This window comes from Brachybacterium sp. sponge (assembly GCF_001613775.1).
GTDB lineage: Bacteria > Actinomycetota > Actinomycetes > Actinomycetales > Dermabacteraceae > Brachybacterium > Brachybacterium conglomeratum.
The window spans coordinates 889,077-911,025 of the sequence record NZ_LRMP01000002.1; the positions used below are offsets into that span (position 1 = coordinate 889,077).

The following is a 21,949-nucleotide window of genomic DNA, read 5'->3' on the forward strand; positions in this document are numbered from 1 at the left end:
GCTGTGCTAGAACGGGCCCATGGTCGAGAACGCGCACCACTCGGAGGTCGGACCGCATGGAAGCACAGCCGGAGCCGGCGGTGCGGCCTGGGGTCCCGTGTCCCGTCGCAGCACCCATGAGCTGGTGATCGACGCGATCGAGGACCAGATCATGAGCGGTGCGCTGGCCGTCGGGGACCTGCTCCCGCCCGAGCGGGAGCTCGCCTCCCGGCTGCAGGTGAGCCGCACCGGGGTGCGCGAGGCGATCCGGGTGCTCGAGGCCCACGGGGTGCTCCGCTCCGAGGTCGGCTCCGGACGCGGGGCCGGCACCTTCGTCGCCGCGCTGCCCCGCGCCGCCCTCGAGCGCTTCCTGCGGCTGCACGTCGCCCTCGCGAACTTCCCCGTCCACGACGTGGTCGAGACGCGGGTCCTGCTCGAACGGGCCAGCGCCGCGCTCGCCGCGGAGCGCGCGGACGCGGAGGCGCTCGCGGAGCTCGAGGAGCTCCTGACGAGGATGGACCGTCCCGGCGCGAGCCGCGAGGACTTCAACGACGCGGACACCGAGTTTCACGTCGCGATCGCCCGCGCCGGCGGCAATGCGCTGTTCGCGGAGATGACCGGGGCGATCCGCGCCTCCCTGCGCGCGCCGATCCTCGAGGCCTTCACCAAGGTCGAGGACTGGGACACGATGGCCGACATGCTCCGCGCCCAGCACCGGGAGATCATCGACGCGCTCCGGGCGGGGGAGGCCGAGGAGGCCGCGAGGCTGACCGCGGAGCACATCCGCGCCGCCGCCGCGGCCCTGCCCGACCTCCCCGGCGCCTGAGTGCCGGGACTCGGCGCACGGGCGGGGCGCGCGGTCCGGATCAGGCGCCGGGGACCGGCCGCTCGTCCACCCCGTCGTACTGCGACAGCGGACGGATCAGCGCGTTCGACGCCCGCTGCTCCATCACATGGGCCGTCCACCCGGTCACCCGCGCCGCGATGAACAGCGGCGTGAACAGCTCGGTGTCGAAGCCCATCAGGTGGTAGACGGGCCCGGCGGGGTAGTCGAGGTTCGGCTTGATGCCCTTGGCCTCGTCCATCGCCTGCTCGAGCCCGTCGTACAGGCCCAGGATCTCGTCGCGGCCGGTGTGGGCGATCATCGCGTCCAGCGCCTGCTTCATGGTGGGCACGCGCGAGTCGCCGTGCTTGTAGACGCGGTGGCCGAAGCCCATCACCTTCTTCCTCTGCGCGAGGGCGTCCTCCATCCAGGCCCTCGCCCGCTCCTTCGCCTCGGCGCCGGACTCCTCGGGACGGATCCCGATCTCGTCGAAGGTGTGCATGACCGCCTCGTTCGCCCCGCCGTGCAGCGGGCCCTTGAGCGCGCCGATCGCCCCGGTCACGGCCGAGTGGAGGTCGGCGAGGGTCGAGGTGATCACGCGCGCTGTGAAGGTCGAGGCGTTGAAGGAGTGCTCGGCGTAGAGGATCAGCGAGACGCGGAAGGCGTCGAACACCTCGGGCGCCGCCTCCTCGCCGAAGGTCATCCACAGGAAGTTCTGGGAGTGGTCGAGGTCCTGGCGGCCGGCGACCGGCTCGGTCGGCCCGCCGGCCCGGCGCCGACGCTGCTCGTAGGCGATCACGGCCGGCAGCTGCGCGGTGAGCCGTTCGGCCTTGGCGAGCTCGACCTCGGGGGAGGCGTCCTCCGCGTCGGGGTCCAGCGCTCCGAGGACCGAGACGGCGGTGCGCACCGAGTCCATCGGGTGGCAGGTCGTCGGCAGCGCGTCGAGGGCCTGCCTGACCGTCGGGTCCAGGTCGCGGTGAGCGCGGAAGCGCTCCTGCAGCGCGGCGAGCTCGTCGGCGTCCGGCAGCTCCCCGGTCCACAGCAGATGGGCGACCGCCTCGAAGGACTGTGTCGCGGCGAGCTGCGGGACGGGATAGCCGCGATAGAGCAGCGAGTTGGTCTCGGGGTTCACCTTCGAGATCGCGGAGACGTCGGCGACGACGCCGTTCAGTCCCTTCCTGATCCCGGAGGTGTCGGTGGCGTGGTTCATGGGGCTCACTCCTTCGTCGACGGCGGTGTCTGGGCGGGCGGCGTCTGCGCGGCATCGTGCGCGGCGGGGACCTCGAAGTCGAAGACCGAGGCGTCGAAGCGGCTGTAGGACTCATAGTCCACCAGTTCGTACAGCCGCGCACGCGTGAGCATCTCGGGGACGCGAGATTCCTGCGTGCCGGTCTCCAGGATCGTCTCCAGCACCCGCTCGGCCGCGCCCATCGCGGCCCGCAGCAGGGTGACCGGGTAGATCACCATCGCGACGCCCGCCTCGGCGAGCTGCTCGCGGGTGAACAGCTGCGACTTCCCGAACTCGGTCATGTTCGCCAGCACCGGGACGTCCAGCGCCGCGCAGACCTGCTCGAACTCGCCGAGGTCCGCCAGCGCCTCGGGGAAGATCGCATCGGCCCCCGCGTCCACCAGCGCCTTCATCCGGTCGATCGCGGCGGGCAGGCCGTCGGTCGCACGCAGGTCGGTGCGGGCCATGACCAGGAAGCCCGGGTCCCGTCGGCCATCGGCCGCGGAGCGGATCCGCTTCGAAGCGGTGCCGAGGTCGACCATGGTCTTGCCGTCCAGGTGCCCGCAGCGCTTGGGGTTGACCTGGTCCTCGATGTGGCAGCCCGCGAGCCCCGCGTCCTCGAGCTGCTGGATAGTGCGGGCCACGTTCATCGGCTCGCCGAAGCCGGTGTCCGCGTCGATCAGACAGGGCAGGTCGGTGGCGCGGGCGATCTGGGCGCCGCGCGCGGCGACCTCGGTGAGGGTGGTCAGGCCGATGTCCGGCAGCCCCAGCTCGTTGGCGATCACCGCCCCGGAGATGTACACGCCGGGGAAGCCCTTCTCCTGGATCAGCGTCGCCGACAGTGGTGTGAACGCGCCGGGGAACGGGGCGGCGGCGCCGGGGACCAGCAGTGAGCGCAGGTCCTGGCGCTTCTGGGCGGGGGTGCGGGTCGAGGACAGCATCAGAACAGTCCCTTCGGGGCGGCCGACGGGTCGATCACGCCGGGGGCGGCCAGGACGTTCAGGCGATGCAGCTCCCCAGCGGGCAGCTCGGCGAGGTTCTCCGCGGCGTCGAGGAAGCGGGCGATCTCGCGCTCCTCGAGCACGCCGTCCGCGAGGCTGCGGAACTTGTCGACGTACTGCGCGCGGGCGAAGGGCCGGGCGCCCTGGGGGTGCGCATCGGCCACCGCGATCTCGTCGCGCAGCGTCGTGCCGTCGGCCAGGGTGATCACGACCTCGCCGCCGAAGGCCTTCTCGGCGAGGTCCAGGGAGTGGTAGCGGCGGGTCCACTCCGCGTCCTCCTCGGTGGTGACCTTCTGCCACAGCGCGACGGTGTCCTCGCGGGCCGCGCGCTCGGGGGCGTAGGAGTCGACGTGGTGCCAGGTCCCGTCCTGCAGGGCGACCGTGAAGATGTACGGAATCGAGTGGTCGAGCGTCTCGCGGGACGCGGTCGGCTCGTACTTCTGGGGGTCGTTCGCGCCCGAGCCGATCACGTAGTGGGTGTGGTGCGAGGTGCGCAGCAGGATCGAGTCGATGTTCGCGGGGTCGGCGAGCTCGGGGTGCTCGGCGTGGAGGCGCCGGGCCAGGTCGATCCAGGCCTGCGCCTGGTACTCGGCCGAGTGCTCCTTGGTGTAGGTGTCCAGGATCGAGCGCTTGGCCTCGCCGGGCCCGGGCAGCGGCACCGTGTAGCGGGCGTCCGGGCCGCCCAGCAGCCACGCGATCACCCCGTCCTCGCCCTCGTAGATCGGGACCGGGGAGGTCTGGCCGCGCATCGCGCGGTCCACCGCCTCCACGGCCATCTTCCCGGCGAAGGCGGGGGCGTGCGCCTTCCAGGTGGAGATCTCGCCCTTGCGGGACTGGCGGGTGGCGGTGGTGGTGTGCAGTGCCTGCCCGATCGCCTGGAAGATCGTCTCGGCAGGAAGGTCCAGCAGCGTGCCGATCCCGGCGGCGGCCGACGGGCCGAGGTGGGCGACGTGATCGATCTTGTGCTCGTGCAGGCAGATCGCGCGCACCAGGTCCACCTGCAGCTCGTAGCCGGTGGTGATGCCGCGCAGCAGCTCGGCGCCCGTGCGGCCCGTGTGCTCGGCGACGGCCAGCAGCGGCGGGATGTTGTCACCGGGGTGGGAGTAGTCCGCGGCGAGGAACGTGTCGTGGTAGTCGAGCTCGCGCACGGCGACGCCGTTGGCCCAGGCGGCCCATTCGGGGGAGGTGCGGGCCTCGAGGCCGACAACGCTCGAGCCGGTGCCGCCGGCGGGGACGGGATGGCCGAGGGCCTGGGAGCGGGCGGAGACGATCGGGGCGCGGGTGAGCGAGGCGACGGCGACGGCGGCGTTGTCGATGACGCGGTTGATCACCATCTCGGCGACCTCGGGCTCGACCTCGACCGGGTCGACGGCGACCTGCGCCATCTTCCAGGCCAGCTGGTCCTCGTGGGCGAGGTTCTCCTCGGAGCGGTGGACGCGGACATCGTGGTCGATCATGCGGTGGCCTCCTGGTGGGCGGGTTCGGCGGATACGGCGGGTGCGGTGGCGTCGGCGGGGATGCCGGCGCTCTGCAGGTGGGCGAGGGCGCGGCGGAGGTGGACGAGGGTGCTCGCCGCGGCGAGCTCGGGATCCCCCGAGGCGATCGCGCGGGCGATGTCGGCGTGCTCGCGGGCGGAGTCGGCGAGGCGGTCCGGGGAGTTGCGCGCCAGGCGTCGCAGCCGGCCCAGGTGCAGGCGCAGGCCGCGCAGGGACTCGGCGAGATACGCGTTACCGCAGGCGGTGTCCAGCGCGGCGTCGAGCTCGCGGGTCAGGGCGTAGTAGGCGGTGGGGTCGGTGCCGGCGGCGAGAAGGCCGCGCGCCTGCTCGAAGCGGTCGGCGAGAGCGGCGAAGGCGTCGGCCCCGCCCCGCGCGCCGGATATCCCGTCGGACCGTGCGATGCGCTCCGCCGCGCGGCGGGCGGCGAGGGTCTCCAGCGCGATGCGGAGGTCGAACAGCGGGGCGGCCTCGTCGAGGGAGACGGCGGTGACGACGATCCCGCGGCCCGCGGCAGGCTCGGCGAGCCCGTCGGAGACCAGTCGGGCCAGGGCCTCGCGCAGCGGGGTGCGGGACAGGCCCAGGCGCCGGGACTGCTCGACCTCGCCCAGCACGGCGCCGGGCGTGAGGGAGCCGTCGATGATCTCCTCGCGCAGCGCCGTGTAGGCGCGGTCACTGGCCCGCATGGCATGAGTGTATGCAGAGTCGCAGCCCCTGTGCGCGAGCAACGGTGAATCCGGGGGAATCGTGCCGTCGATGTATGCACTGCGCGGGGAATGGCTCGTCGTCCGGAGACCTGTCCGTCGGGACCGGGGAACCGGCGTGATAGCGTCCACGCGGCCCGAGACCGCCGTCGGCCCCCGCACCGGGACCCACCTCGGCGACGCCGCCGGTCCGACGGGCACCTGGCAGGTCCTGCCGCGCCGCCACCGCACGTCGGCGCGATCCCGGACCGGGGAGCGGGACCCACCGCGCCCCGCACCGACCCTGACCGTCCTCGGGCGCGCTCCGCCTCGCGGCCCTGCCGCGGGCTCCGTCGTGCCCCACCTCCGAGAGGCAACGATGAAGTTCTTCCAGCGCCTGGGCAGATCGCTGATGCTGCCCGTGGCCGTCCTCCCCGTCGCCGCGATCCTCAGCGGCATCGGCTACTGGATCCTGACCGCCACCGGGAACGACGCGAACCTCGTCGGCGTTTTCTTCCAGACCGCCGGCGGCGCGCTCCTGGACAACCTCCCCCTGCTGTTCGCGATCGGCGTCGCGCTCGGCATGGCCACCAAGCCCGACGGCACCTCCGCCCTCGCCGGCCTCGTCTCCTGGCTGGTGGTGACCACGCTGCTGTCCCCGGAGAACGTCGCCCTGTTCCAGGGCATCGACGAGGCGGAGGTGGACCTCGCCTTCAGCAACCTCGAGAACGTCTTCGTGGGCATGCTCTGCGGCCTCATCGGCGCCTGGTCCTACGACCGCTTCAAGGAGACCGAGCTGCCCGACGCGCTCGCCTTCTTCTCCGGCCGCCGCTCCGTCGCGATCGTCTCCGCGGGCCTCTCCCTCGTGCTCGCGCTCGTGCTGTTCTTCGTCTGGCCGCTGGCCTTCGGCGGACTGGTCGCCTTCGGCGAATTCATCCTGACGCTCGGGCCGGTGGGCGTGGGCCTCTACGGCTTCCTCAACCGCCTGCTGATCCCGCTGGGCCTGCACCACGCCCTGAACTCCGTGTTCTGGTTCGACGTGGCCGGCATCAACGACCTGGGCAATTTCCTCGATGGCTCCGGCACCTACGGCGTCACCGGCCAGTACATGACCGGCTTCTTCCCGATCATGATGTTCGGCCTTCCCGGCGCGGCGCTGGCCATGTACGTCACCGCGAGGACCTCGCGGCGCAAGGTCGCCGCGGGCGTGCTCTTCTCCAGCGCCGTCGCCGCGTTCTTCGTGGGCGTGACCGAGCCGCTCGAGTTCGCGTTCATGTTCCTCGCCCCCGGCCTGTACCTGCTCCACGCGCTGTTCACCGGCATCTCCATGGCGATCAGCGCCCTGCTGCCGGTGCGGATGGGCTTCGGCTTCTCCGGCGGGTTCATCGACCTGGTCCTCGGCTGGGTGAACCCCATGGCGCAGAACCCGTGGGCGATCCCGCTGATGGGAATCTTCTGGTTCGCCGTCTACTTCCTCGCCTTCCGCTGGATCATCCTCAGGTTCGACCTGAAGACCCCCGGCCGCGACGACTCCTTCGACGGCAGGGTCGAGGGGGAGGATGCCGCGAGCGACAGCAGGTACGCCGCGACCGCGACCGCCTTCCTCGCCGCCCTCGGCGGCGCCTCGAACATCACCGACCTCGAGAACTGCGCGACGCGCCTGCGGATGGAGCTCGCCGACGTCTCGAAGGTCGACGAGGCGGCGCTGAAGCGCGCCGGAGCGGCCGGGACCATGAAGCCCGGCGGGCACTCCGTCCAGGTGATCTACGGGACCTCCGTGCAGTTCGTGAAGGACGCGATGGAGCGGATCATGAGCGGCGCGGACCGTCCCGTCGACGGGGAGGACGTCCGCGCCCTCGAGGAGCAGGGGCCGGCCGACGGGACGGGGAGCGGGACCGCGCTGCGGGCCTCCTCCCTCGTGCGCCTGCGCCGGCCCGTCGAGGGCAGCTCGGTGCCGCTCGACCAGGTGCCGGATCCGACCTTCGCCCAGGGGGTCATGGGCCCCGGCATCGCGATCGAGCCGAGCGACGGGCTCGTGCTCGCCCCGGCCGAGGGCACCGTCGCCCACGTGTTCCCCACCGGTCACGCCGTCGCGCTGACCCTCGAGGACGGCGTCGAGGTGCTGATCCACGTGGGCCTGGGCACCGTGGAGATGAAGGGGCACGGCTTCGAGACCCTCGTCGCGACCGGCGACCGCGTCGTCGCCGGCACGCCGCTGCTGCGCGCCGACCTCACCGCGATCCGCGCGGCCGGGCACCCGACCGTGACCCCGGTGATCGTGATGAACGACCCCGGCGCCCGCATCGAGCTGGTCTGAGCTGACCTCGCCACGACGGCCGTCGCCCCCTCAGAGGGCGGCGGCCGTCGTCGTCCCGGGCGAGGCCGGCCCCGCCCCGTCAAGAGCGGGGGCGCGAGGCGCCGAAGGCCCGGTCGGTCTCGGTCGGGTCGAGCACCGCGGCCGGGTGCGGCCCTGCCGCGAGCCAGGCTGCGCGCCAGTCCTCGACCGCCGGGGAGGCGAGCGCGCCGCCGGCCAGCAGCACCATGTTCCCGTCGGCCGGGCGGGTCAGCAGCTGCGCATCGGTGAGCGTCCACACCCCCGGCACACCCGCCTCCGCCGCGGCGGCCTCGAGCTCCCGCACCTGCGCGGCGAGGAAGAGCTGCCCCGCGTCGTCGCCGACGTTCACCATCAGCAGCCCATCGGCACCCAGACGGGCGAGCGCCTCGCGGTGGAACGCGGCCTCGGCGAGGTGGGCGGGGGAGTCCTGTCCGGAGAACACGTCGAGCACGATCACGTCGAACTCCCGCTCCCCGAGCGCGGCGAGCTCCTCGCGCGCGTCCCCGATGACCACCTCGAGCTCCGTGCCCTCCGGCAGAGGCAGCGCGGTGGTGACGAGGGTGGGCAGCTCCCGCTCGATCTCGATCACCAGCTGCGCGGAGCCGGGCCTCGTCGCCTGCACGTAGCGGGCCAGGGTCAGCGCCCCGCCGCCGAGGTGCGCGATCCGCAGCGGCGCCCCGGCCGGCCGCACCCGGTCCAGCACGTTCCCCATCCGGCGCAGGTACTCGTGGACGAGCCGCGTCGGGTCCTCGAGGTCCACATGGGACTGCTCCACGCCGCCGATCAGGAGCGTCCAGCCGCCCACCACCTCGTCGGCGACGATCCAGGCCGGCTGGTCCGAGAAGGACAGCTGCGCGCTGCGGGGCGTGCCGGGGGAGAAGGGCGTGGCGGAGGACGGGGACACGTTCATGGGGCCATTGTGCCGAGGACGGGAACCCGGAGCGCGTGCCCACGTCCTTGCGGGCACGCGCACAATGGCGACATGACGGCTCTCGATATCCTGGACCTCCCCACCGGCCCCGTCGCCCTGCACCGCGCGCGCGAGGCGGACCTGCCCGAGCTCGTCGCCCTGCTCGCCGACGACGTGCTGGGCCGGGACCGGGAGGCCCCGGAGCTCGACCCCTATCGCCGGGCCTTCGCGGCGATCGACCAGGATCCCGCGCATCTCCTGCTGGCGGCGCGCGACGAGGCGGGCGCGCTGCTCGCCACGCTGCAGCTGACGCTGCTGCCGTCCCTCTCCCGCGGAGGGTCGCTGCGTCTGCAGATCGAGTCGGTGCGCGTGGCCGCCGACGCGCGGGGGAGCGGCCTCGGGACCGCGCTGATGCAGTGGGTCCATCGCTGGGGGCGCGAGCACGGCGCCGCCCTCGCCCAGCTCACCACCGATGCCGCCCGCACGGACGCCCACCGCTTCTACACCCGGCTCGGGTACGCCCCGAGCCACCTCGGGTTCAAGCTCCCGCTCTGAGCCCGGCTCCCGCCCAGTCCCTGCTCCGCGCCCGGCACAGGCCCCGCTCCCACCCGACTCCCGCCCCGCTCCCGCCCGACGACCGCCCGATCGCCCGAGGCGTCGCGGAACCGCCGCGAGTTGCCTATGGTGGGGTCATCACGACGAAGTGATGCAGGTGACAGGAGGGCCCGGTGCCGATCTACGAGTTCCGCTGCGAGAGCGCGCACGAGTACGAGCGCTCGGTGCCCATCAGCGCCCGCGACGAGGACCTTCTCTGCCCCGACTGCGGGGCGCCGGCCCGTCGGCGGATGAGCGCCCCGCGCCTCGGCCGGCTCGGCACGAGCGCCGGGAAGCTGCTCGACTCCACGGCGAGGAGCGCCCACGAACCCGCCGTCGTCGATCGCGTCCCCGGCGCCCGCCCCGCCGCGACCCGCACCTCGACGGACCCGCGCCACGCGCGGCTGCCGCGTCCCTGAACGCGGCCCAGGACCCGGCGGGGCCGATCCGCGGACCCGTCGCTGTGGAAGGAGAAGCATGCCCCAGAACGTGTTCCCCCTCGACTCCGCGAAGCCCTTCACCGAGCAGACGATCCTCGGTCACAACCGCTGGCACCCGGACATCCCGCCGGCCGTCAGCGTCAATCCCGGCGACACCTTCCGCGTGGACTGCCGCGAATGGTTCGACGGGTACATCAAGAACGACGACTCCGCCGAGGACGTCGCCACCGCGCCTCTGAACACGGTCCACACCCTCTCCGGGCCCTTCCGCATCGAGGGGGCGAAGCCCGGCGACCTGCTGATCGTCGACATCCTCGACGTCGGCCCGATCCCGCAGGAGGACGACGGCCCGCTCGCGGGGCAGGGCTGGGGCTACACCGGCATCTTCGCCAAGCGCAACGGCGGCAGCTTCCTCACCGACCAGTTCCCCGACGCCTACAAGGCCGTGTGGGACTTCCGCGGCGAGAGGGCGACCTCCCGCCACGTCCCCGGCGTCGAGTTCACCGGCATGATCCATCCCGGCCTGATGGGCACCGCCCCCTCGCCGGAGCTGCTGGGGAGGTGGAACTCCCGCGAGGCGGCGCTCATCGCGACCGACCCGGACCGCGTGCCGGCCCTCGCCCTGCCGCCCGAACCGGACGGCGCGATCCTCGGCGGGGTCCCCGACGGCGAGTTCGACCGGGTCGCGGGGGAGGGCGCCCGCACCGCCCCGCCGCGCGAGAACGGCGGCAACCAGGACATCAAGAACCTCACCCGCGGCACGAGGATCTTCTACCCGGTGTTCGTGGACGGGGCGAACTTCTCCGTCGGCGACCTGCACTTCAGCCAGGGCGACGGCGAGATCACCTTCTGCGGCGGCATCGAGATGGGCGGGTTCATCGACCTGCACGTCGACGTGATCCCCGGCGGGATGGAGAAGTACAACGTCGCCGAGAACGCGATCTTCATGCCCGGGAACACCGCCCCGCAGCACTCTCGGTGGCTGAGCTTCTCCGGCACCTCGGTCACCCTCGACGGCGAGCAGCGCTATCTCGACTCGCACCTCGCCTACCAGCGGGCGTGCCTGCACGCGATCGAGTACCTGACCACCTTCGGCTGGTCGGCCGAGCAGGCCTACCTGCTGCTCGGCGCCGCGCCGATCGAGGGCCGGTTCTCCGGCGTGGTCGACATCCCCAACGCCTGCGCAACCGTCTACCTGCCGCTGGACATCTTCGACATCGACATCCGCCCCGGGGCGGGCGAGGTGCCGAGGATCGACCCGGGTATCGGCGCGCCGCGCGCGAGCGTCGGCTGATCCCGAGGACCCGACCGACAGGGGCGGGCAGAGCACCGACCGGCGAGCGACGGCGGCGGGTCCGGGGCGCGTCCCGGACCCGCCGCCGCGGCATCCGCGAGAGACTGCCGGGATGACCGCCCCCGTCCTCCTGCTGCTCAACGGCGCGCCCGGCAGCGGCAAGTCCACCGTCTCCGCGCTGCTCGCGGCGCGGCGCCCGCTCGCGTTCGCCCTCGACGTCGACCAGCTGAAGCACTCCCTCGGCGGCTGGGAGGAGGACCTGCACCGCTCCGGGCTCCAGGCACGGCGCCTCGCCCTCGCGCTCGCCGGCAGGCACCTGGCCGACGGGCACGACGTGCTGATCGGCCAGTACCTCGCCCGCCCAGCCTTCCCCGACCAGCTCGCCCAGCTCGCCGCCGACACCGGGGCACGCTTCGTCGAGGCCGCGCTCGTGGCCGACGAGGCGACCCTCGCCGCGCGCCTCGCCTCCCGCCGCGCCGCGCCCGACCGGCCCGAGCAGGCGGCGAACGATCGCCACGTCGGCCCCGACGACGCCGCGGCGCACCTCGCCGCGCTCGACGCCCTGCTGGAGGGGCGGACGCACGTCCAACGGCTCGATGCCCGCCTGCCCCGCGAGGAGCTCGTCGGCGCGCTCGGCCGTATCCTGGACGCTCCCGCGAGCAAGGAGCACCGACCATGACCGCCGCCGCCACCCCGCGCACCGACGCCGAGCTCGAGGCCGAGGTCGACGCCCTGCACGAGGAGCTCGCCGCGCTCGCCGACGACCGGATGCGCGCGGTGAACGCGAAGCACGGCGACGACCACGCCGTGAACCTCACCAAGCTCCGCGCGGTCGCGAAGCGGCTGAAGACCCGGCCAGACCTCGCCCGCGCCCTGTGGGCCGCTCCCGCCGGCGACTCCACCCCGAAGCTGCTGGCCCTGCTGATCTCCCGCCCGAAGCAGTACGGCGAGGAGGAGCTCGATGCGATGCTGCGCGAGGCGCCGACGCCGAAGGTCCACGAGTGGCTGGTCAGCTACATGGTGAAGAAGAGCCCGCACCGCGAGGCGCTGCGCGAGGCCTGGTTCGCCGACGCCGACCCCGTCGTCGCGAGCGCTGGCTGGGCGCTGACCAGCGAGCGGATCGCGAAGGCCCCGGCAGGCGAGGCGCCCGAGGGGATCGATCTCAATGCGCTCCTCGACCAGATCGAGGCGGAGATGAAGGACGCCCCCGAGCGGCTGCAGTGGGCGATGAACCAGTGCCTCGCCGAGATCGGCATCCACGACCAGGCCCGGCGGCAGCGCGCCATCGCGATCGGCGAGCGGCTCGAGGTGCTGAAGGACTACCCGACCCCGCCGAACTGCACCTCGCCCTTCGCCCCGCTCTGGATCGACGAGATGGTGCGCCGCGCCGAGCAGCGCTGAGGCCGACGGAGCGGCCCGCTCCCGGGATCAGCCGGTCCTCGCGAACCAGTCGAGCGCCAGAGCGGTGACCTCCTCCGGCGCGTCGTCGGTGAGGAAGTGCGCGGCGTCCTCGACGAAGGCGAGCTCGACGCGGTCCGCGCAGCGCGGTGCATGCCGGCTGATGCGGCGCACCACCGGCTCCGTCCAGGGACGGTCCTGGTGGCCGAAGACCACCAGCGTCGGCACCGCGAGGCGGCGCCGACGGTAGTGCCCGGCGCTCATCCGCAGCGCCTCGGGCAGGATCTGCCGCCAGGTCAGCGTGCGGACGGCGGCCTCGACCTCCGCGCGCCGCTGCGGCGCGAGGTGGTGGTCCTTCACCTCCTCCGTCATGCCGCGCGCGACATAGGCGGGGGAGAAGATCCCGCGCAGGGAGGTCCCGCGCCGGTGGAGCAGGAACTGCGGCAGGTGCCGGAAGCCGGGCACGATCCGCGGGGAGAAGGCGAAGAACGCCGGCGGCACCGAGAGCTGCACGGCGGAGAGCACCCGCTCGGGATGCTCGTAGCTCAGCTGCATCGCGGTGAGCGCCCCCATGTCGTGCGAGACCAGGTGCACTCTCTCCAGCCCCAGGGCGTCCAGCAGCGCGAGCACGTCCCGCAGCCGTGAGGTGCGCTCGAGGGCGGGGGAGTCCGCCTCCGTCCACCCCGCCCCGCGCAGGTCCGGGGCCAGGGCGCGGTACCCGGCCGCGGCCAGACCCGTCGCCACCACCCGCCACTGCCACCAGTGCTCGGGGAACCCGTGCAGGAGCAGCACCGGCTCGCCCTGCCCGCACTCCGCCAGATGGGTGCGAAGCCCGGGGGTGGCGATCCTGCGATGGGTGATGCCGTCGGCCGGAGGGAGCGGCGGGGACCAGTCGCGGTCCTCGGGGGCGGCCAGGGGGAGGGACTCGGATGCGCTCATGACGACGCTCCTCGAGGAAGAGTCCTCGGGACGAGGGCTACTATGAAAATAGTAGACCGCGTGCTGGCGCGGAGGAAGAGGGGGAATCCATGGCGGCCACGTCGAAGGAGCGGAGCCTCGAGGCGGCCGTCGCGCTGCTGGGCCAGGAGGGGATCCGCGCGCTCACCCACGCCCGGATCGACGCGCGCGCCGGTCTGCCCGCCGGGTCGACCTCGAACTGGTTCCGCACCCGCCGCGCCCTCCTCGCCGGGATCGTGGACCACATCGCCGAGCGCGAGCGGGCCGACGCCGACCCCTCAGCACTCCCCGTCCTCACCGCCCCGACGCAGCTCGCGGACCTGCTCGCGCGCATGCTCGAGGCGCAGAGCGGCCCCCTCGCCGCCCGCGCCCGCGCCCGCTACGCGCTCTTCCTCGAGATCGGCGCCGACGAGGAGCTGGCCGCGCCCCTGCGCAGACAGCGCGCGGCCTTCGAGACCTGGACCGAGCGGATCACGGCCGACGTCGGCATCCCGGACCCCGTCCCCGCCGCGCGGGCGCTGATGGCACTGTGCGACGGACTGCTGCTGCACCGGCTCACCGTCGACCCGTCCCTCGAGGTCCGGCCCGTGCTCGAGCGCGCGGTGCGCGACCTCGCGAGGAACTGAGGGCCGGGGAGTCGCAGGGGCGGAGGCAGGCGCTTGCCATGATGGTGGGCATGATCGACCTGGACCTGCTCTGGCACGACTATCTCGGCATCAGCTGGACCGGCGCAGCGGGCGTGGTGCTCTCCACGATCGTGCTGTACCTGTTCTTCTCGCTGCTGGTGCACCTCTCCGGCACCCGGCTGATGGCGACGATGAGCACCGCGAGCTTCGTGGTGCTCGCCGTGGTCGGCGGGGTCAGCGCCCGTTCGATGCTCGGGGAGTCGCCGACGATGATCGGCGCCCTGCTCGTGCTGAACACGCTCATGGTGATGGAGGCGCTGATGGGGACGTTCCGCCGCCTAGCACCGGTCCTGCCGGCGGCCATGCGCCGCCGCCCGAGCGTCGTGATGCTCGAGGGCCGCAGTCGCGCCGAGTCGCTGCGTCGACGCCGGCTGACGGAGGCCGGGCTGCACGACCGGCTGCGCATCGGGGGAGTGCTCGACCCCGCCGAGGTGGAGCTCGTCATCCTCGAGGAGCGCGGCGGCCTGACGATCGTCCGCCGTGGGGAGCGGATCGCGCCCGCGCTCCTCGCCGACGTCGAGGGTGCCGAGCTGGTCCCCGAGCGGCTGCTGGCAGGCGGCTGACCTCCGCCGCGGCGACCGGGCGAGGGCTCAGTCCCCGTCCGTGACGGCGGGGGAGACCTGCACCCGCAGCGCCTTGTGGTCGGTGCCCGGGATCGTCAGATAGCTCGGCACGGGGCCCTCGACACCGGCGCCGACGAGCGCATGGTCGATCCGGGCGAAGGGCGGCACGCTGCGGCCGACGGGCCAGGTCGGCTCCCACAGCCCCTCCCCGCGGCCCCGCCCGGGCGCGACGAGGGAGCGGAGCGACCCGTCGGCCGTGAGCTCGCGCATCGTGTGATGCTGCTCGATCGCGTTGAAGTCCCCGACCAGCAGCAGGTTCTCCTCGGCGTACGGCGCGACCATCTCGCCGACCGCAGCGGCATCAGCGGTCCAGGACTCCGCGCCCATCTGCGGCGGCGCCGTGTGGATCACGGCGAGGTGCCAGAGCGTGCCGTCGACCGTCGTGGTGGCGAGGAGGTTGTCGAAGACGGCGCCCTCCATGGAGTCGACCAGCTCGACCGGGGTGCGGGAGAGCAGCATCGTCCCGCCCGCATCGTCGCGGGCGGTGCCGACATGATGCGGGAAGGCCTCCAGCAGGCCCGACGTCTCGAGAGCCTCCTCGAACTCCGGCGTCACCTCCTGCAGCGCGATCGCGTCCACCCCCTGCTCGGCGAGACGGGCGATCTCGTCGATGTCGGCGCCGCCGTACTCGATGTTCGACGAGAGCACGGTGAGCGTCCCCTCGGGGACGACCTGCGGGGTGGCCGACCGCTCCGGGCCGGGCAGCATCGGCCAGGCCGTCACGGCCACGAGCACGAGGGTGAGCGCCGCGGCGAGCAGTCGCCACCGGGCGCGCAGGAGCAGCACGAGTCCGAGCGCCGCGACCAGCAGCGGCAGCCAGATCAGCGGGATGAACGACGCTGCGGCGATGAGGTACTCGTGCCAGGTGTGGATCACGGTGACCTGCCGCAGCACGAGCAGCGCCGCGGCGCCCAGCACGCCCAGGGCCAGCAGCACCCAGCCCGTGCCGCGGAGCGCTGTGACGCCCCGGCGGGCCTCAGACATCCGCGTCGGCCGTAGACTCGCGGGTCACCAGGTGCACCGGCACGATCACGTTCGTGCGCACCCCGCCGTCGATCTGCTTGCCGAGCGCATCGACGAGCTCCACGGCGATGCGGGTGAAATCCTGACGGATCGTCGTCAGCGGCGGAGCCTCGTCCTCCGCCCCGGCGGAGTCGTCGAAACCGCCCACCAGGACATCGCCGGGGACGGCGCGGCCCGCTTCGTGCAGCGCCTCGATCGCTCCGCGCGCCATCCGGTCGTTCGCGGCGAAGAGACCGTTGAACCTCGGATGAGCCGCGATCAGCTCACGGGCGATCTCCCGACCGCTGTCCCTCGAGTAGTCGCCGTGCCGAACCTCCAGCACCTCCGCATCGACTCCAGCGGCGGCCGCCGCTCGGATCGCGTCGTGAAACGCGCCGGGGCGCAGGATGCCGCCGGGCGAGTGCTCGGGCCCGGCGATGACGACGAACCGGCGTGCGCCGCGCTCGAGCAGGTGTTCGGCCATCAGTCGGCCGCCTTCGCGGTCGTCGGCCGCGACGAAGGCGATGCGATCCTCGAGGCCCGTCGGACTGCCGATGTTCACCAGCGGGATCCCCGAGGAGAGGAGCCTCTCGAACAGATGGTGCTGTGGCTGCGCCGAGGCGGTGACCGCGGCATCGACCCCGCTGGTGAGGAGGAAGGACTCGGCCCTCTTCGCGCTCGACTCGTCCCCGGCCAGGAGCACCACCATCGACTGGTCCCTGGCCGCCAGCGCGGCCCCCACCTCGACCACCAGAGCCTCGAAGTTCGGGTCCTCGAAGAACCGGGCGGGAGACTCGTCGACCACGAAGGCGATGGTGCCGCTCCTGCCGGTGCGGAGCTTCCTCGCGGTGGCGTTGGCGACGTAGCCGGTCTCCCGGATCGCCTTCGTGACAGCCTTCGACGCCTCCGGAGACACCCAGTGCCCGCCGTTGAGATAGCGCGAAACGGTCCCTGTGGAGACACCGGCGCGCCGAGCCACCTCGGAGATCGTCGGACGCTTGGGCGCCCCGGCGGTTCGTGGTGCAGCCACGTCTCTCCCTCCTCTCGGGTCGCCGCGACGCGACGACACCCGCGGCAAGTATCGCCGACAGCAGTTGCCGAGCGTGCTCGGGTGCTGCGTTCAGCCCTTGACCGCGCCGCCGGTGAGATCCGACTGCCAGTAGCGCTGCAGGAGCAGGAACAGGGCGATGAGCGGGATGATCGAGACGAGCGCGCCGGTGATCACGGTGGTGTACATCGCCGGCTGCGAGGCGCCCTGGTTCATGAGGGTCGAGAGCCCCACGGTGATGGGGAACAGCTCGTCGTCGCCGAGCATGATGTACGGGAGCATGTAGTTGTTCCACACGCCCACGAACTGGAAGAGGAATACGGTCACGAGCCCCGGCATCATCATCGGCACGGCGAAGCGGGTGAAGATCCGCAGCTCCCCAGCGCCGTCGGTGCGGGCGGCCTCGACCATCTCCCGCGGGATGGAGGCGCCGGCGTAGATCCGGGCGAGGTAGATCCCGTAGGGGTTCAGGATGCTCGGCAGAAGCACCGCCCAGTAGGTGTTGGCGAGGCCGGCCTGCGCGAACAGCAGGTACTGGGGGACGGCGAGGATGACGGCCGGCAGCAGCACGCCGGCGAGGATCACGTTGAAGAACAGCTTCTTGCCGCGGAAGTCGAACAGGGCGAGGCCGTAGCCGGCGGCGGCCGAGACGAGCGTCGAGGCGAGCGCGCCGCCGATCGCGTAGAGCACGGTGTTACCGGCCCAGCGCAGGAACAGCCCGTCGCGATACGCGAAGAGGTCCCGCAGGTTCTCGAGCAGGTGCGTGGAGGGGGCGAAGGTGAAGGTCGAGAACAGCTCGTCGGCGCTCTTGGAGGCGGCGACCAGCACCCACAGCACCGGCAGCAGGCAGTAAAGCGCGCCGAGCAGGAGGATCCCGGTGGCGACGAGGGAGGGCCGCTCGGCCCCGACCCCGCTGCGGGCGGGGGTGCGCCCCGTGCGGGGCGAGGGGCGGTCGGCGACGGCGTCGGACGAGGCGGGGGCGGAGGGGTCGAGAGCGGTCGAGGCGGTCATGGCGCGGCTCACCGTGCTTCCTGGGAGAAGGCCTGACCGCGCACGAGGCGCAGGAAGCCGAAGGAGATGACGAAGGTCGCCAGGGCCACGAGCACGGACCCGGCGGAGGCGGTGTAGATGTCGTTCTCGGTGAAGGCGTCGCGGTAGATCCGCATGAGCGGGGACCAGGTGGTGGAGATCGAGCTCGTCAGCGGGCGCAGGAGCATCGGCTCGGCGAACACCTGGAGCGTCGCGATGATGGAGAAGACAGCGGTCATGATCAGGGAGGGCACGATCATCGGCACCTTCACGCGCAGCGCGATCTGCAGCTCGGAGCAGCCGTCGAGCGTCGCGGCCTCGTAGAGCTCGCCGGGCACGGAGCGCAGCGAGGTGTACAGCACCACCATGTTGAAGCCGGTGCCGCCCCAGATCCCGATGTTCGCGATCGCCAGCAGCACGAGCTGCGGGGAGAGCACGTCGGGCAGGGTGCCGCCGAGCGCGCCGGCCAGGAAGTGGAAGGGGCTCGTGCCGGGCAGGTACAGGAAGCCCCACAGCAGGGACGAGATGACGGCCGGCACCGCGTAGGGCAGGAAGATCAGGATGCGGCCGGCACGTCGCAGGCGGGCCCTCGGCGAGTCGAGCAGCAGCGCGAACAGCAGCGCGAGCCCCAGCATCACGGGCACGAGCACGAGGCCGTAGACCAGCACGCGCAGCGCGCTGGCGAGGAACTCGGGATCGGCGAGGACCTGGGCGTAGTTGCCCAGCCCCGCCCAGCCCTCGACGCGGCCGCCGGCGCCGAGGCCTAGGCCGACGACCTGCTCGCGCCGCACGCTCACCCAGAGGGCGTAGCCGATCGGCACGGCGAGGAAGGCGAGGAAGCAGAGCGCGGCGGGGGCGATGAAGATAAAGCCGAAGCGATCGGTGCGCCGGCGGAGGGTGGAGGCGGTGGCGGTGCTCATGCGAGGTCGTACCCCTGGTTCTCGAGGTCGGCGACGGTGCCGGCATGGATGGTGGCGACGGCGTCGACGAAGGCGTCGGCGGTGCCCGTCCGGGTCGCGAGCGCGAAGGCGTCGTTGAAGATCGAGTACGCGACGTTGACGTTGGGGCCGAAGGTGAAGGGCCGCACGCCCTCGGCGTTGTCGGTGGAGAGCTCGTGGAAGTCTTCCTGCGCGGCGAAGAACTCGGGCGGCGCGGTGAGGGCCTCGGCCGCACCGGGCCGGTCGGCGGGGAACACGCCGCTCTTCTCGACGAGGGCGCGCACCCCCTCGGGCGAGGTGTTCATCCACTCGGCGAAGCGCACCGCGGCGGCGCGGCGCGGGGAGTCGACCGTGACGGCGGTGGTGGAGCCGCCCCAGTTCCCGGTCGCCGCATGCCCGGCGTCCCACTGCGGGATCGTGGCCATCCGCCACAGCCCGGCGGTCGAGCCCGCATTGCCAGCGAGCACACCCGGCGCCCAGGCGGCGGAGACCCAGCCCACCTGCGTGCCCGCGTTCAGGGCGGCGTTCCACTGCGGGGTGTACATCGGCTCGGCGGCGATGACGCCCTCCTCGACGAGGCCGCCCCAGTACTCGGCGACGCGCCTGGTGGGCTCGGTGTCGATCGCGACGCGCCAGCGCTCGCCGTCGATCTCCCACCAGGAGGCGCCGGCCTGCTGGGCGAGGCCGACGAAGAGGCCGGGGTCGGTCGAGGAGAAGGTCCCCAGGAACATCGTCTCGTCCGCGGCGTGGATCGTCCGGGCCGCCTCGGCGTACTCCTCCCAGGTGGTGGGGGCCGAAAGGCCCAGCTCGTCGAAGACGTCCCCGCGGAAGTACAGCTGCAGCGGGCCGGTGTCCTGCGGGATGGCGTAGATGCTGTCGCCCTGGAGGCCCACGGAGGACCAGATCCCCTCTGCGAAGTGTCCGGCGGTCTCGGGGGAGAGGTCGGCGGAGAGGTCGGCGAGGGCGTTCGCGGCGACCAGCGAGGTGATCGCCTGGTACTCGACCTGCACGAGGTCGGGGGCGCCGTTGCCGGCGCGGACGGCGGTGAGCAGCTTGGTCACGGCGGCGTCGCCGGCGTCCTGCCGGCTCACCTCCACCTGCACGTCGGGGTTCTGCTCGTTCCACAGCGCGACGACGTCCTCGATGCCGGGGGCCCAGGTCCAGAACGTCAGCTCGGTGGTGCCGGAGCCGGTGACGGCCGCGGCGCCGCAGCCGGCGAGGGAGCCGGCGGCGAGGGCGCCGCCGCCGAGCGTCGTCGCCGCGCCGAGGAGCCTGCGGCGCGAGAGGCCCGGGCGCTGCCGGGGGTGGGTGGCACTGGTCATGCTCGCCTCCTTGCGATGGACAGGCGGCCCGGTCGTGGACGGCCTGGCGGGAAGCGTAGGGCTGTAATCGATCACAGTCAATGCCCGTCGGCACGGCTTGCGAAGGAAGGACTTCCGTGTCAGAGTCCTGCACCATGCACCGTGATCGATCCCAGTCCACTGTCGCCCACCCCTGGCCCCTCGGCGTCGAGGGCATCGCCTTCGGCGGCGACTACAACCCCGAGCAGTGGCCCCGGGAGACCTGGGTGGAGGACGCCCGCCTCATGCAGGAGGCGGGCGTGAACCTGGTGAGCATCGGGATGTTCTCGTGGGCGAGCCTCGAGCCGCGCCGGGGCGAGTACCGGTGGGAGTGGCTCGACGAGGTGTTCGAGATCCTCCACGGTCACGGGATCCGCATCGATCTCGGCACCCCCACCGCCGCGCCTCCCGCCTGGTTCTTCCGCGAGCAGCCGCAGGCCCGGGTTGTGGACCGCCAGGGCCGTGCGCTGGGCCCCGGCTCACGCGGCATGGCCTGCCCCTCGTCCCCCGCCTATCGCGACGCGGCGACCACCATCACCCGCGCCCTCGCCGAGCGCTACGGCGACCATCCCGCCCTCGCGCTCTGGCACGTGCACAACGAGTACGGCGCCCCCGTCGGCGAGAGCTTCTCCTTGCACGCCCAGGACGCCTTCCGCGAGTGGGTCGCCCGCCGCTACGGCTCCCTCGAGGCGGTGAACGATGCCTGGGGCACGGCCTTCTGGGGCCAGGTGCTGGGCGAGTGGGCCGACGTCCACGCCCCGTTGCCCACGCCGTCGGTGCAGAACCCCTCGCTCGAGCTCGACTGGCGCCGCTTCAGCTCCGAGCAGATCCTCGAGTGCTTCCGCGCCGAGCGCGACGTGCTGCGGGAGCTCACCCCGCACGTTCCCGTCACGACCAACTTCATGGCGCACACCTGCCCGAACATCGACCTGTGGAAGTGGGCCGACGAGGTCGACGTGGTCTCCAACGACCACTACCTCGTCGCCGCCGACGAGCGGAACTTCGTCGAGCTCGCGCTCGACGCCGACCTCACCCGCTCGCTCGCCCGAGGCCGGCCGTGGATGCTCATGGAGCACTCCACCTCGGGCGTGAACTGGCAGGAGCGGAACATCGCCAAACGCCCGGGCGAGATGGCCCGCAACTCGCTGTCCCACGTGGGCCGAGGAGCGGACGCGGTGATGTTCTTCCAGTGGCGCGCCTCCCGCAAGGGCGCGGAGAAGTTCCACTCGGCGATGCTCCCCCACGCCGGCACGGGCAGCCGTATCTGGCGTGAGGTCACCGAGCTCGGAGCCCGCCTCGGCGAGCTCGCGGACCTCCGGGGCTCACGGGTCACCGCCGACGTCGCGGTCCTGTGGGACTGGGAGTCGCACTGGGCGCAGGACCTCCCGTGGCGGCCCGCGGCCGCGCTCGGCCACCGCGCCCAGATCCAGACCTGGTACGAGCGGCTCTGGCGCGATCACCTCGCGGTCGACTTCGTCCACCCCGAGGACGACCTCTCCGCCTACCGCCTCGTGCTCGCCCCCGCCTCGTACCTCCTCACCGACGCCGCCGCCGCGAACCTCGCCGGCCACGTCGCCGCCGGCGGGAACCTCGTCGTCGGCCCCTTCTCGGGCGTCGTCGACGCCGAGGACGGCGTGCGCGCCGGAGGCCTCAACGCGGCCCTCGCCCCCGTGCTCGGCGTCGAGGTGCAGGAGTTCTGCCCCCTGCGCGAGGGCGAGGAGGTCCGCCTCGAGCTCGGCGGGAGCGCGCTGCGCGCCCGGATCTGGACCGAGGACCTCCACCTCGCCGGCGCCGAGGCGCTGGGGCGCTTCACGGACGGCCCGCTGCCCGGCGGCGTCGCCGCGACCCGGCATGCCCACGGCGCCGGCCGCGCCTGGTACGTCGGCGCGGACCTCGACGCCGACGACCTCGCCGCCCTGCTCGCCGAGCCCTACGCCGCGGCGGGACTCGCGCCCCGGGACCTGCCCGAGGACGTCGAGCTGCTCGAGCGCACCGCCGCCGACGGCACGCGCCACCTCATCGCGCTGAACCACACCGCACGGCCTGCCCAGGTCCCCGCCGGGGACGGCACCGTGCTCGAGATCCCGGCCGGGGGAGTCGCCACCCGGCGCCTGCCCGCCCCGGCCCCGGTCGCCGCCTGCTGACGGC

At 72.9% G+C, this 21,949-nt stretch carries 21 protein-coding genes; 10 read left to right on the plus strand and 11 right to left on the minus strand.

Going from position 1 to position 21,949, the window contains the following annotated elements; translation table 11 throughout:
- Window positions 1-19 precede the first annotated feature (19 nt).
- A complete protein-coding gene (locus A4A78_RS11950; RefSeq protein WP_062949483.1) occupies window positions 20-805 on the plus strand; it encodes a FadR/GntR family transcriptional regulator in 786 nt (261 codons plus the stop codon).
- Between the two features lie 40 nt (window positions 806-845).
- Here the strand turns inward: A4A78_RS11950 and A4A78_RS11955 are convergent, their stop codons facing one another.
- Genes A4A78_RS11955 through A4A78_RS11970 form a run of 4 tightly spaced genes read right to left on the minus strand, consistent with a single transcriptional unit; the run spans window position 846 to window position 5,210 of the window.
- The gene (locus A4A78_RS11955) at window positions 846-2,012 is read right to left on the minus strand and encodes a bifunctional 2-methylcitrate synthase/citrate synthase (RefSeq protein ID WP_062949485.1); all 1,167 of its coding nucleotides are present in this window, start codon (window positions 2,010-2,012) and stop codon (window positions 846-848) included.
- A gap of 5 nt (window positions 2,013-2,017) precedes the next feature.
- Complete coding sequence (gene prpB / locus A4A78_RS11960; protein ID WP_062949487.1) at window positions 2,018-2,971, minus strand: methylisocitrate lyase; 954 nt, start codon at window positions 2,969-2,971, stop codon at window positions 2,018-2,020.
- Entirely contained in the window at window positions 2,971-4,488 is a 1,518-nt protein-coding gene (locus A4A78_RS11965; protein ID WP_062949488.1) for an MmgE/PrpD family protein, read from the minus strand. Before A4A78_RS11965 ends, prpB begins: the two co-directional genes overlap by 1 nt.
- On the minus strand, window positions 4,485-5,210 hold the full coding sequence (locus A4A78_RS11970) for a GntR family transcriptional regulator (RefSeq protein ID WP_062949490.1): 726 nt from the start codon (window positions 5,208-5,210) through the stop codon (window positions 4,485-4,487). Before A4A78_RS11970 ends, A4A78_RS11965 begins: the two co-directional genes overlap by 4 nt.
- Window positions 5,211-5,586: 376 nt before the next feature.
- On the opposite strand from A4A78_RS11970, the gene nagE reads away from it, so the two are divergent.
- The gene (gene nagE / locus A4A78_RS11975) at window positions 5,587-7,524 is read left to right on the plus strand and encodes an N-acetylglucosamine-specific PTS transporter subunit IIBC (RefSeq protein WP_062949882.1); all 1,938 of its coding nucleotides are present in this window, start codon (window positions 5,587-5,589) and stop codon (window positions 7,522-7,524) included.
- Window positions 7,525-7,603: 79 nt separating this feature from the next.
- On the opposite strand, the gene A4A78_RS11980 is transcribed toward nagE, so the two are convergent.
- Window positions 7,604-8,452 carry a spermidine synthase gene (locus tag A4A78_RS11980; RefSeq protein WP_062949493.1) on the minus strand — a complete coding sequence of 283 codons (849 nt, stop codon included), beginning with the start codon at window positions 8,450-8,452 and terminating at the stop codon, window positions 7,604-7,606.
- A 72-nt stretch (window positions 8,453-8,524) separates the two neighbouring features.
- Between A4A78_RS11980 and A4A78_RS11985 the strand changes: the two genes are divergently transcribed.
- The 5 genes from A4A78_RS11985 (at window position 8,525) to A4A78_RS12005 (ending at window position 12,181) form a co-directional block, all read left to right on the plus strand.
- A complete protein-coding gene (locus A4A78_RS11985; RefSeq protein ID WP_062949495.1) occupies window positions 8,525-9,007 on the plus strand; it encodes a GNAT family N-acetyltransferase in 483 nt (160 codons plus the stop codon).
- Window positions 9,008-9,180: 173 nt separating this feature from the next.
- The gene (locus A4A78_RS11990) at window positions 9,181-9,465 is read left to right on the plus strand and encodes an FmdB family zinc ribbon protein (RefSeq protein ID WP_062949497.1); all 285 of its coding nucleotides are present in this window, start codon (window positions 9,181-9,183) and stop codon (window positions 9,463-9,465) included.
- Between the two features lie 58 nt (window positions 9,466-9,523).
- The gene (fmdA, locus tag A4A78_RS11995; RefSeq protein WP_062949499.1) at window positions 9,524-10,780 is read left to right on the plus strand and encodes a formamidase; all 1,257 of its coding nucleotides are present in this window, start codon (window positions 9,524-9,526) and stop codon (window positions 10,778-10,780) included.
- A 112-nt stretch (window positions 10,781-10,892) separates the two neighbouring features.
- Entirely contained in the window at window positions 10,893-11,459 is a 567-nt protein-coding gene (locus tag A4A78_RS12000; protein WP_062949501.1) for an AAA family ATPase, read from the plus strand.
- Complete coding sequence (locus tag A4A78_RS12005) at window positions 11,456-12,181, plus strand: DNA alkylation repair protein (RefSeq protein ID WP_062949503.1); 726 nt, start codon at window positions 11,456-11,458, stop codon at window positions 12,179-12,181. The genes A4A78_RS12000 and A4A78_RS12005 overlap by 4 nt, the downstream gene beginning before the upstream one ends.
- 27 nt (window positions 12,182-12,208) lie before the next feature.
- Here A4A78_RS12005 and A4A78_RS12010 read toward each other — a convergent pair whose 3' ends face one another.
- Window positions 12,209-13,117: an alpha/beta fold hydrolase gene (locus A4A78_RS12010; protein WP_062949505.1), complete on the minus strand. Its 909-nt coding sequence runs from the start codon at window positions 13,115-13,117 to the stop codon at window positions 12,209-12,211.
- A gap of 89 nt (window positions 13,118-13,206) precedes the next feature.
- Here A4A78_RS12010 and A4A78_RS12015 point away from each other — a divergent pair, with 89 nt between their 5' ends.
- Window positions 13,207-13,761, plus strand: a complete 555-nt coding sequence (locus tag A4A78_RS12015) for a TetR/AcrR family transcriptional regulator (RefSeq protein WP_062949507.1) — start codon at window positions 13,207-13,209, stop codon at window positions 13,759-13,761.
- Window positions 13,762-13,811: 50 nt separating this feature from the next.
- A complete protein-coding gene (locus A4A78_RS12020) occupies window positions 13,812-14,384 on the plus strand; it encodes a DUF421 domain-containing protein (RefSeq protein WP_197466675.1) in 573 nt (190 codons plus the stop codon).
- 27 nt (window positions 14,385-14,411) lie between these two features.
- Here the strand turns inward: A4A78_RS12020 and A4A78_RS12025 are convergent, their stop codons facing one another.
- The 5 genes from A4A78_RS12025 to A4A78_RS12045 all read right to left on the minus strand — a co-directional run bounded on the left by A4A78_RS12025 (window position 14,412) and on the right by A4A78_RS12045 (window position 19,783).
- Window positions 14,412-15,428 carry an endonuclease/exonuclease/phosphatase family protein gene (locus tag A4A78_RS12025; RefSeq protein WP_062949511.1) on the minus strand — a complete coding sequence of 339 codons (1,017 nt, stop codon included), beginning with the start codon at window positions 15,426-15,428 and terminating at the stop codon, window positions 14,412-14,414.
- Window positions 15,421-16,476, minus strand: coding sequence for a LacI family DNA-binding transcriptional regulator (locus A4A78_RS12030; protein WP_191458262.1), 1,056 nt, complete (start codon window positions 16,474-16,476; stop codon window positions 15,421-15,423). Before A4A78_RS12030 ends, A4A78_RS12025 begins: the two co-directional genes overlap by 8 nt.
- Window positions 16,477-16,566: 90 nt before the next feature.
- Window positions 16,567-17,505: a carbohydrate ABC transporter permease gene (locus A4A78_RS12035; protein ID WP_062949884.1), complete on the minus strand. Its 939-nt coding sequence runs from the start codon at window positions 17,503-17,505 to the stop codon at window positions 16,567-16,569.
- 8 nt (window positions 17,506-17,513) lie between these two features.
- Window positions 17,514-18,443 carry a carbohydrate ABC transporter permease gene (locus tag A4A78_RS12040; RefSeq protein WP_062949515.1) on the minus strand — a complete coding sequence of 310 codons (930 nt, stop codon included), beginning with the start codon at window positions 18,441-18,443 and terminating at the stop codon, window positions 17,514-17,516.
- A complete protein-coding gene (locus tag A4A78_RS12045; protein WP_062949516.1) occupies window positions 18,440-19,783 on the minus strand; it encodes an ABC transporter substrate-binding protein in 1,344 nt (447 codons plus the stop codon). The genes A4A78_RS12040 and A4A78_RS12045 overlap by 4 nt, the downstream gene beginning before the upstream one ends.
- A 134-nt stretch (window positions 19,784-19,917) precedes the next feature.
- Between A4A78_RS12045 and A4A78_RS12050 the strand changes: the two genes are divergently transcribed.
- Window positions 19,918-21,945: a beta-galactosidase gene (locus A4A78_RS12050; protein WP_062949517.1), complete on the plus strand. Its 2,028-nt coding sequence runs from the start codon at window positions 19,918-19,920 to the stop codon at window positions 21,943-21,945.
- The last annotated feature ends 4 nt before the right edge of the window (window positions 21,946-21,949 follow it).

What these genes read in the sequence shown, in the direction of transcription:
- A4A78_RS11950 (WP_062949483.1), top strand. Translation starts at nt 20, where the DNA reads ATGGTCGAGAACGCGCACCACTCGGAGGTCGGACCGCATGGAAGCACA.
- A4A78_RS11955 (WP_062949485.1), bottom strand. Translation starts at nt 2,012, where the DNA reads ATGAACCACGCCACCGACACCTCCGGGATCAGGAAGGGACTGAACGGC.
- prpB (WP_062949487.1), bottom strand. Translation starts at nt 2,971, where the DNA reads ATGCTGTCCTCGACCCGCACCCCCGCCCAGAAGCGCCAGGACCTGCGC.
- A4A78_RS11965 (WP_062949488.1), bottom strand. Translation starts at nt 4,488, where the DNA reads ATGATCGACCACGATGTCCGCGTCCACCGCTCCGAGGAGAACCTCGCC.
- A4A78_RS11970 (WP_062949490.1), bottom strand. Translation starts at nt 5,210, where the DNA reads ATGCGGGCCAGTGACCGCGCCTACACGGCGCTGCGCGAGGAGATCATC.
- nagE (WP_062949882.1), top strand. Translation starts at nt 5,587, where the DNA reads ATGAAGTTCTTCCAGCGCCTGGGCAGATCGCTGATGCTGCCCGTGGCC.
- A4A78_RS11980 (WP_062949493.1), bottom strand. Translation starts at nt 8,452, where the DNA reads ATGAACGTGTCCCCGTCCTCCGCCACGCCCTTCTCCCCCGGCACGCCC.
- A4A78_RS11985 (WP_062949495.1), top strand. Translation starts at nt 8,525, where the DNA reads ATGACGGCTCTCGATATCCTGGACCTCCCCACCGGCCCCGTCGCCCTG.
- fmdA (WP_062949499.1), top strand. Translation starts at nt 9,524, where the DNA reads ATGCCCCAGAACGTGTTCCCCCTCGACTCCGCGAAGCCCTTCACCGAG.
- A4A78_RS12000 (WP_062949501.1), top strand. Translation starts at nt 10,893, where the DNA reads ATGACCGCCCCCGTCCTCCTGCTGCTCAACGGCGCGCCCGGCAGCGGC.
- A4A78_RS12005 (WP_062949503.1), top strand. Translation starts at nt 11,456, where the DNA reads ATGACCGCCGCCGCCACCCCGCGCACCGACGCCGAGCTCGAGGCCGAG.
- A4A78_RS12010 (WP_062949505.1), bottom strand. Translation starts at nt 13,117, where the DNA reads ATGAGCGCATCCGAGTCCCTCCCCCTGGCCGCCCCCGAGGACCGCGAC.
- A4A78_RS12015 (WP_062949507.1), top strand. Translation starts at nt 13,207, where the DNA reads ATGGCGGCCACGTCGAAGGAGCGGAGCCTCGAGGCGGCCGTCGCGCTG.
- A4A78_RS12020 (WP_197466675.1), top strand. Translation starts at nt 13,812, where the DNA reads ATGATCGACCTGGACCTGCTCTGGCACGACTATCTCGGCATCAGCTGG.
- A4A78_RS12025 (WP_062949511.1), bottom strand. Translation starts at nt 15,428, where the DNA reads ATGTCTGAGGCCCGCCGGGGCGTCACAGCGCTCCGCGGCACGGGCTGG.
- A4A78_RS12035 (WP_062949884.1), bottom strand. Translation starts at nt 17,505, where the DNA reads ATGACCGCCTCGACCGCTCTCGACCCCTCCGCCCCCGCCTCGTCCGAC.
- A4A78_RS12040 (WP_062949515.1), bottom strand. Translation starts at nt 18,443, where the DNA reads ATGAGCACCGCCACCGCCTCCACCCTCCGCCGGCGCACCGATCGCTTC.
- A4A78_RS12045 (WP_062949516.1), bottom strand. Translation starts at nt 19,783, where the DNA reads ATGACCAGTGCCACCCACCCCCGGCAGCGCCCGGGCCTCTCGCGCCGC.
- A4A78_RS12050 (WP_062949517.1), top strand. Translation starts at nt 19,918, where the DNA reads ATGCACCGTGATCGATCCCAGTCCACTGTCGCCCACCCCTGGCCCCTC.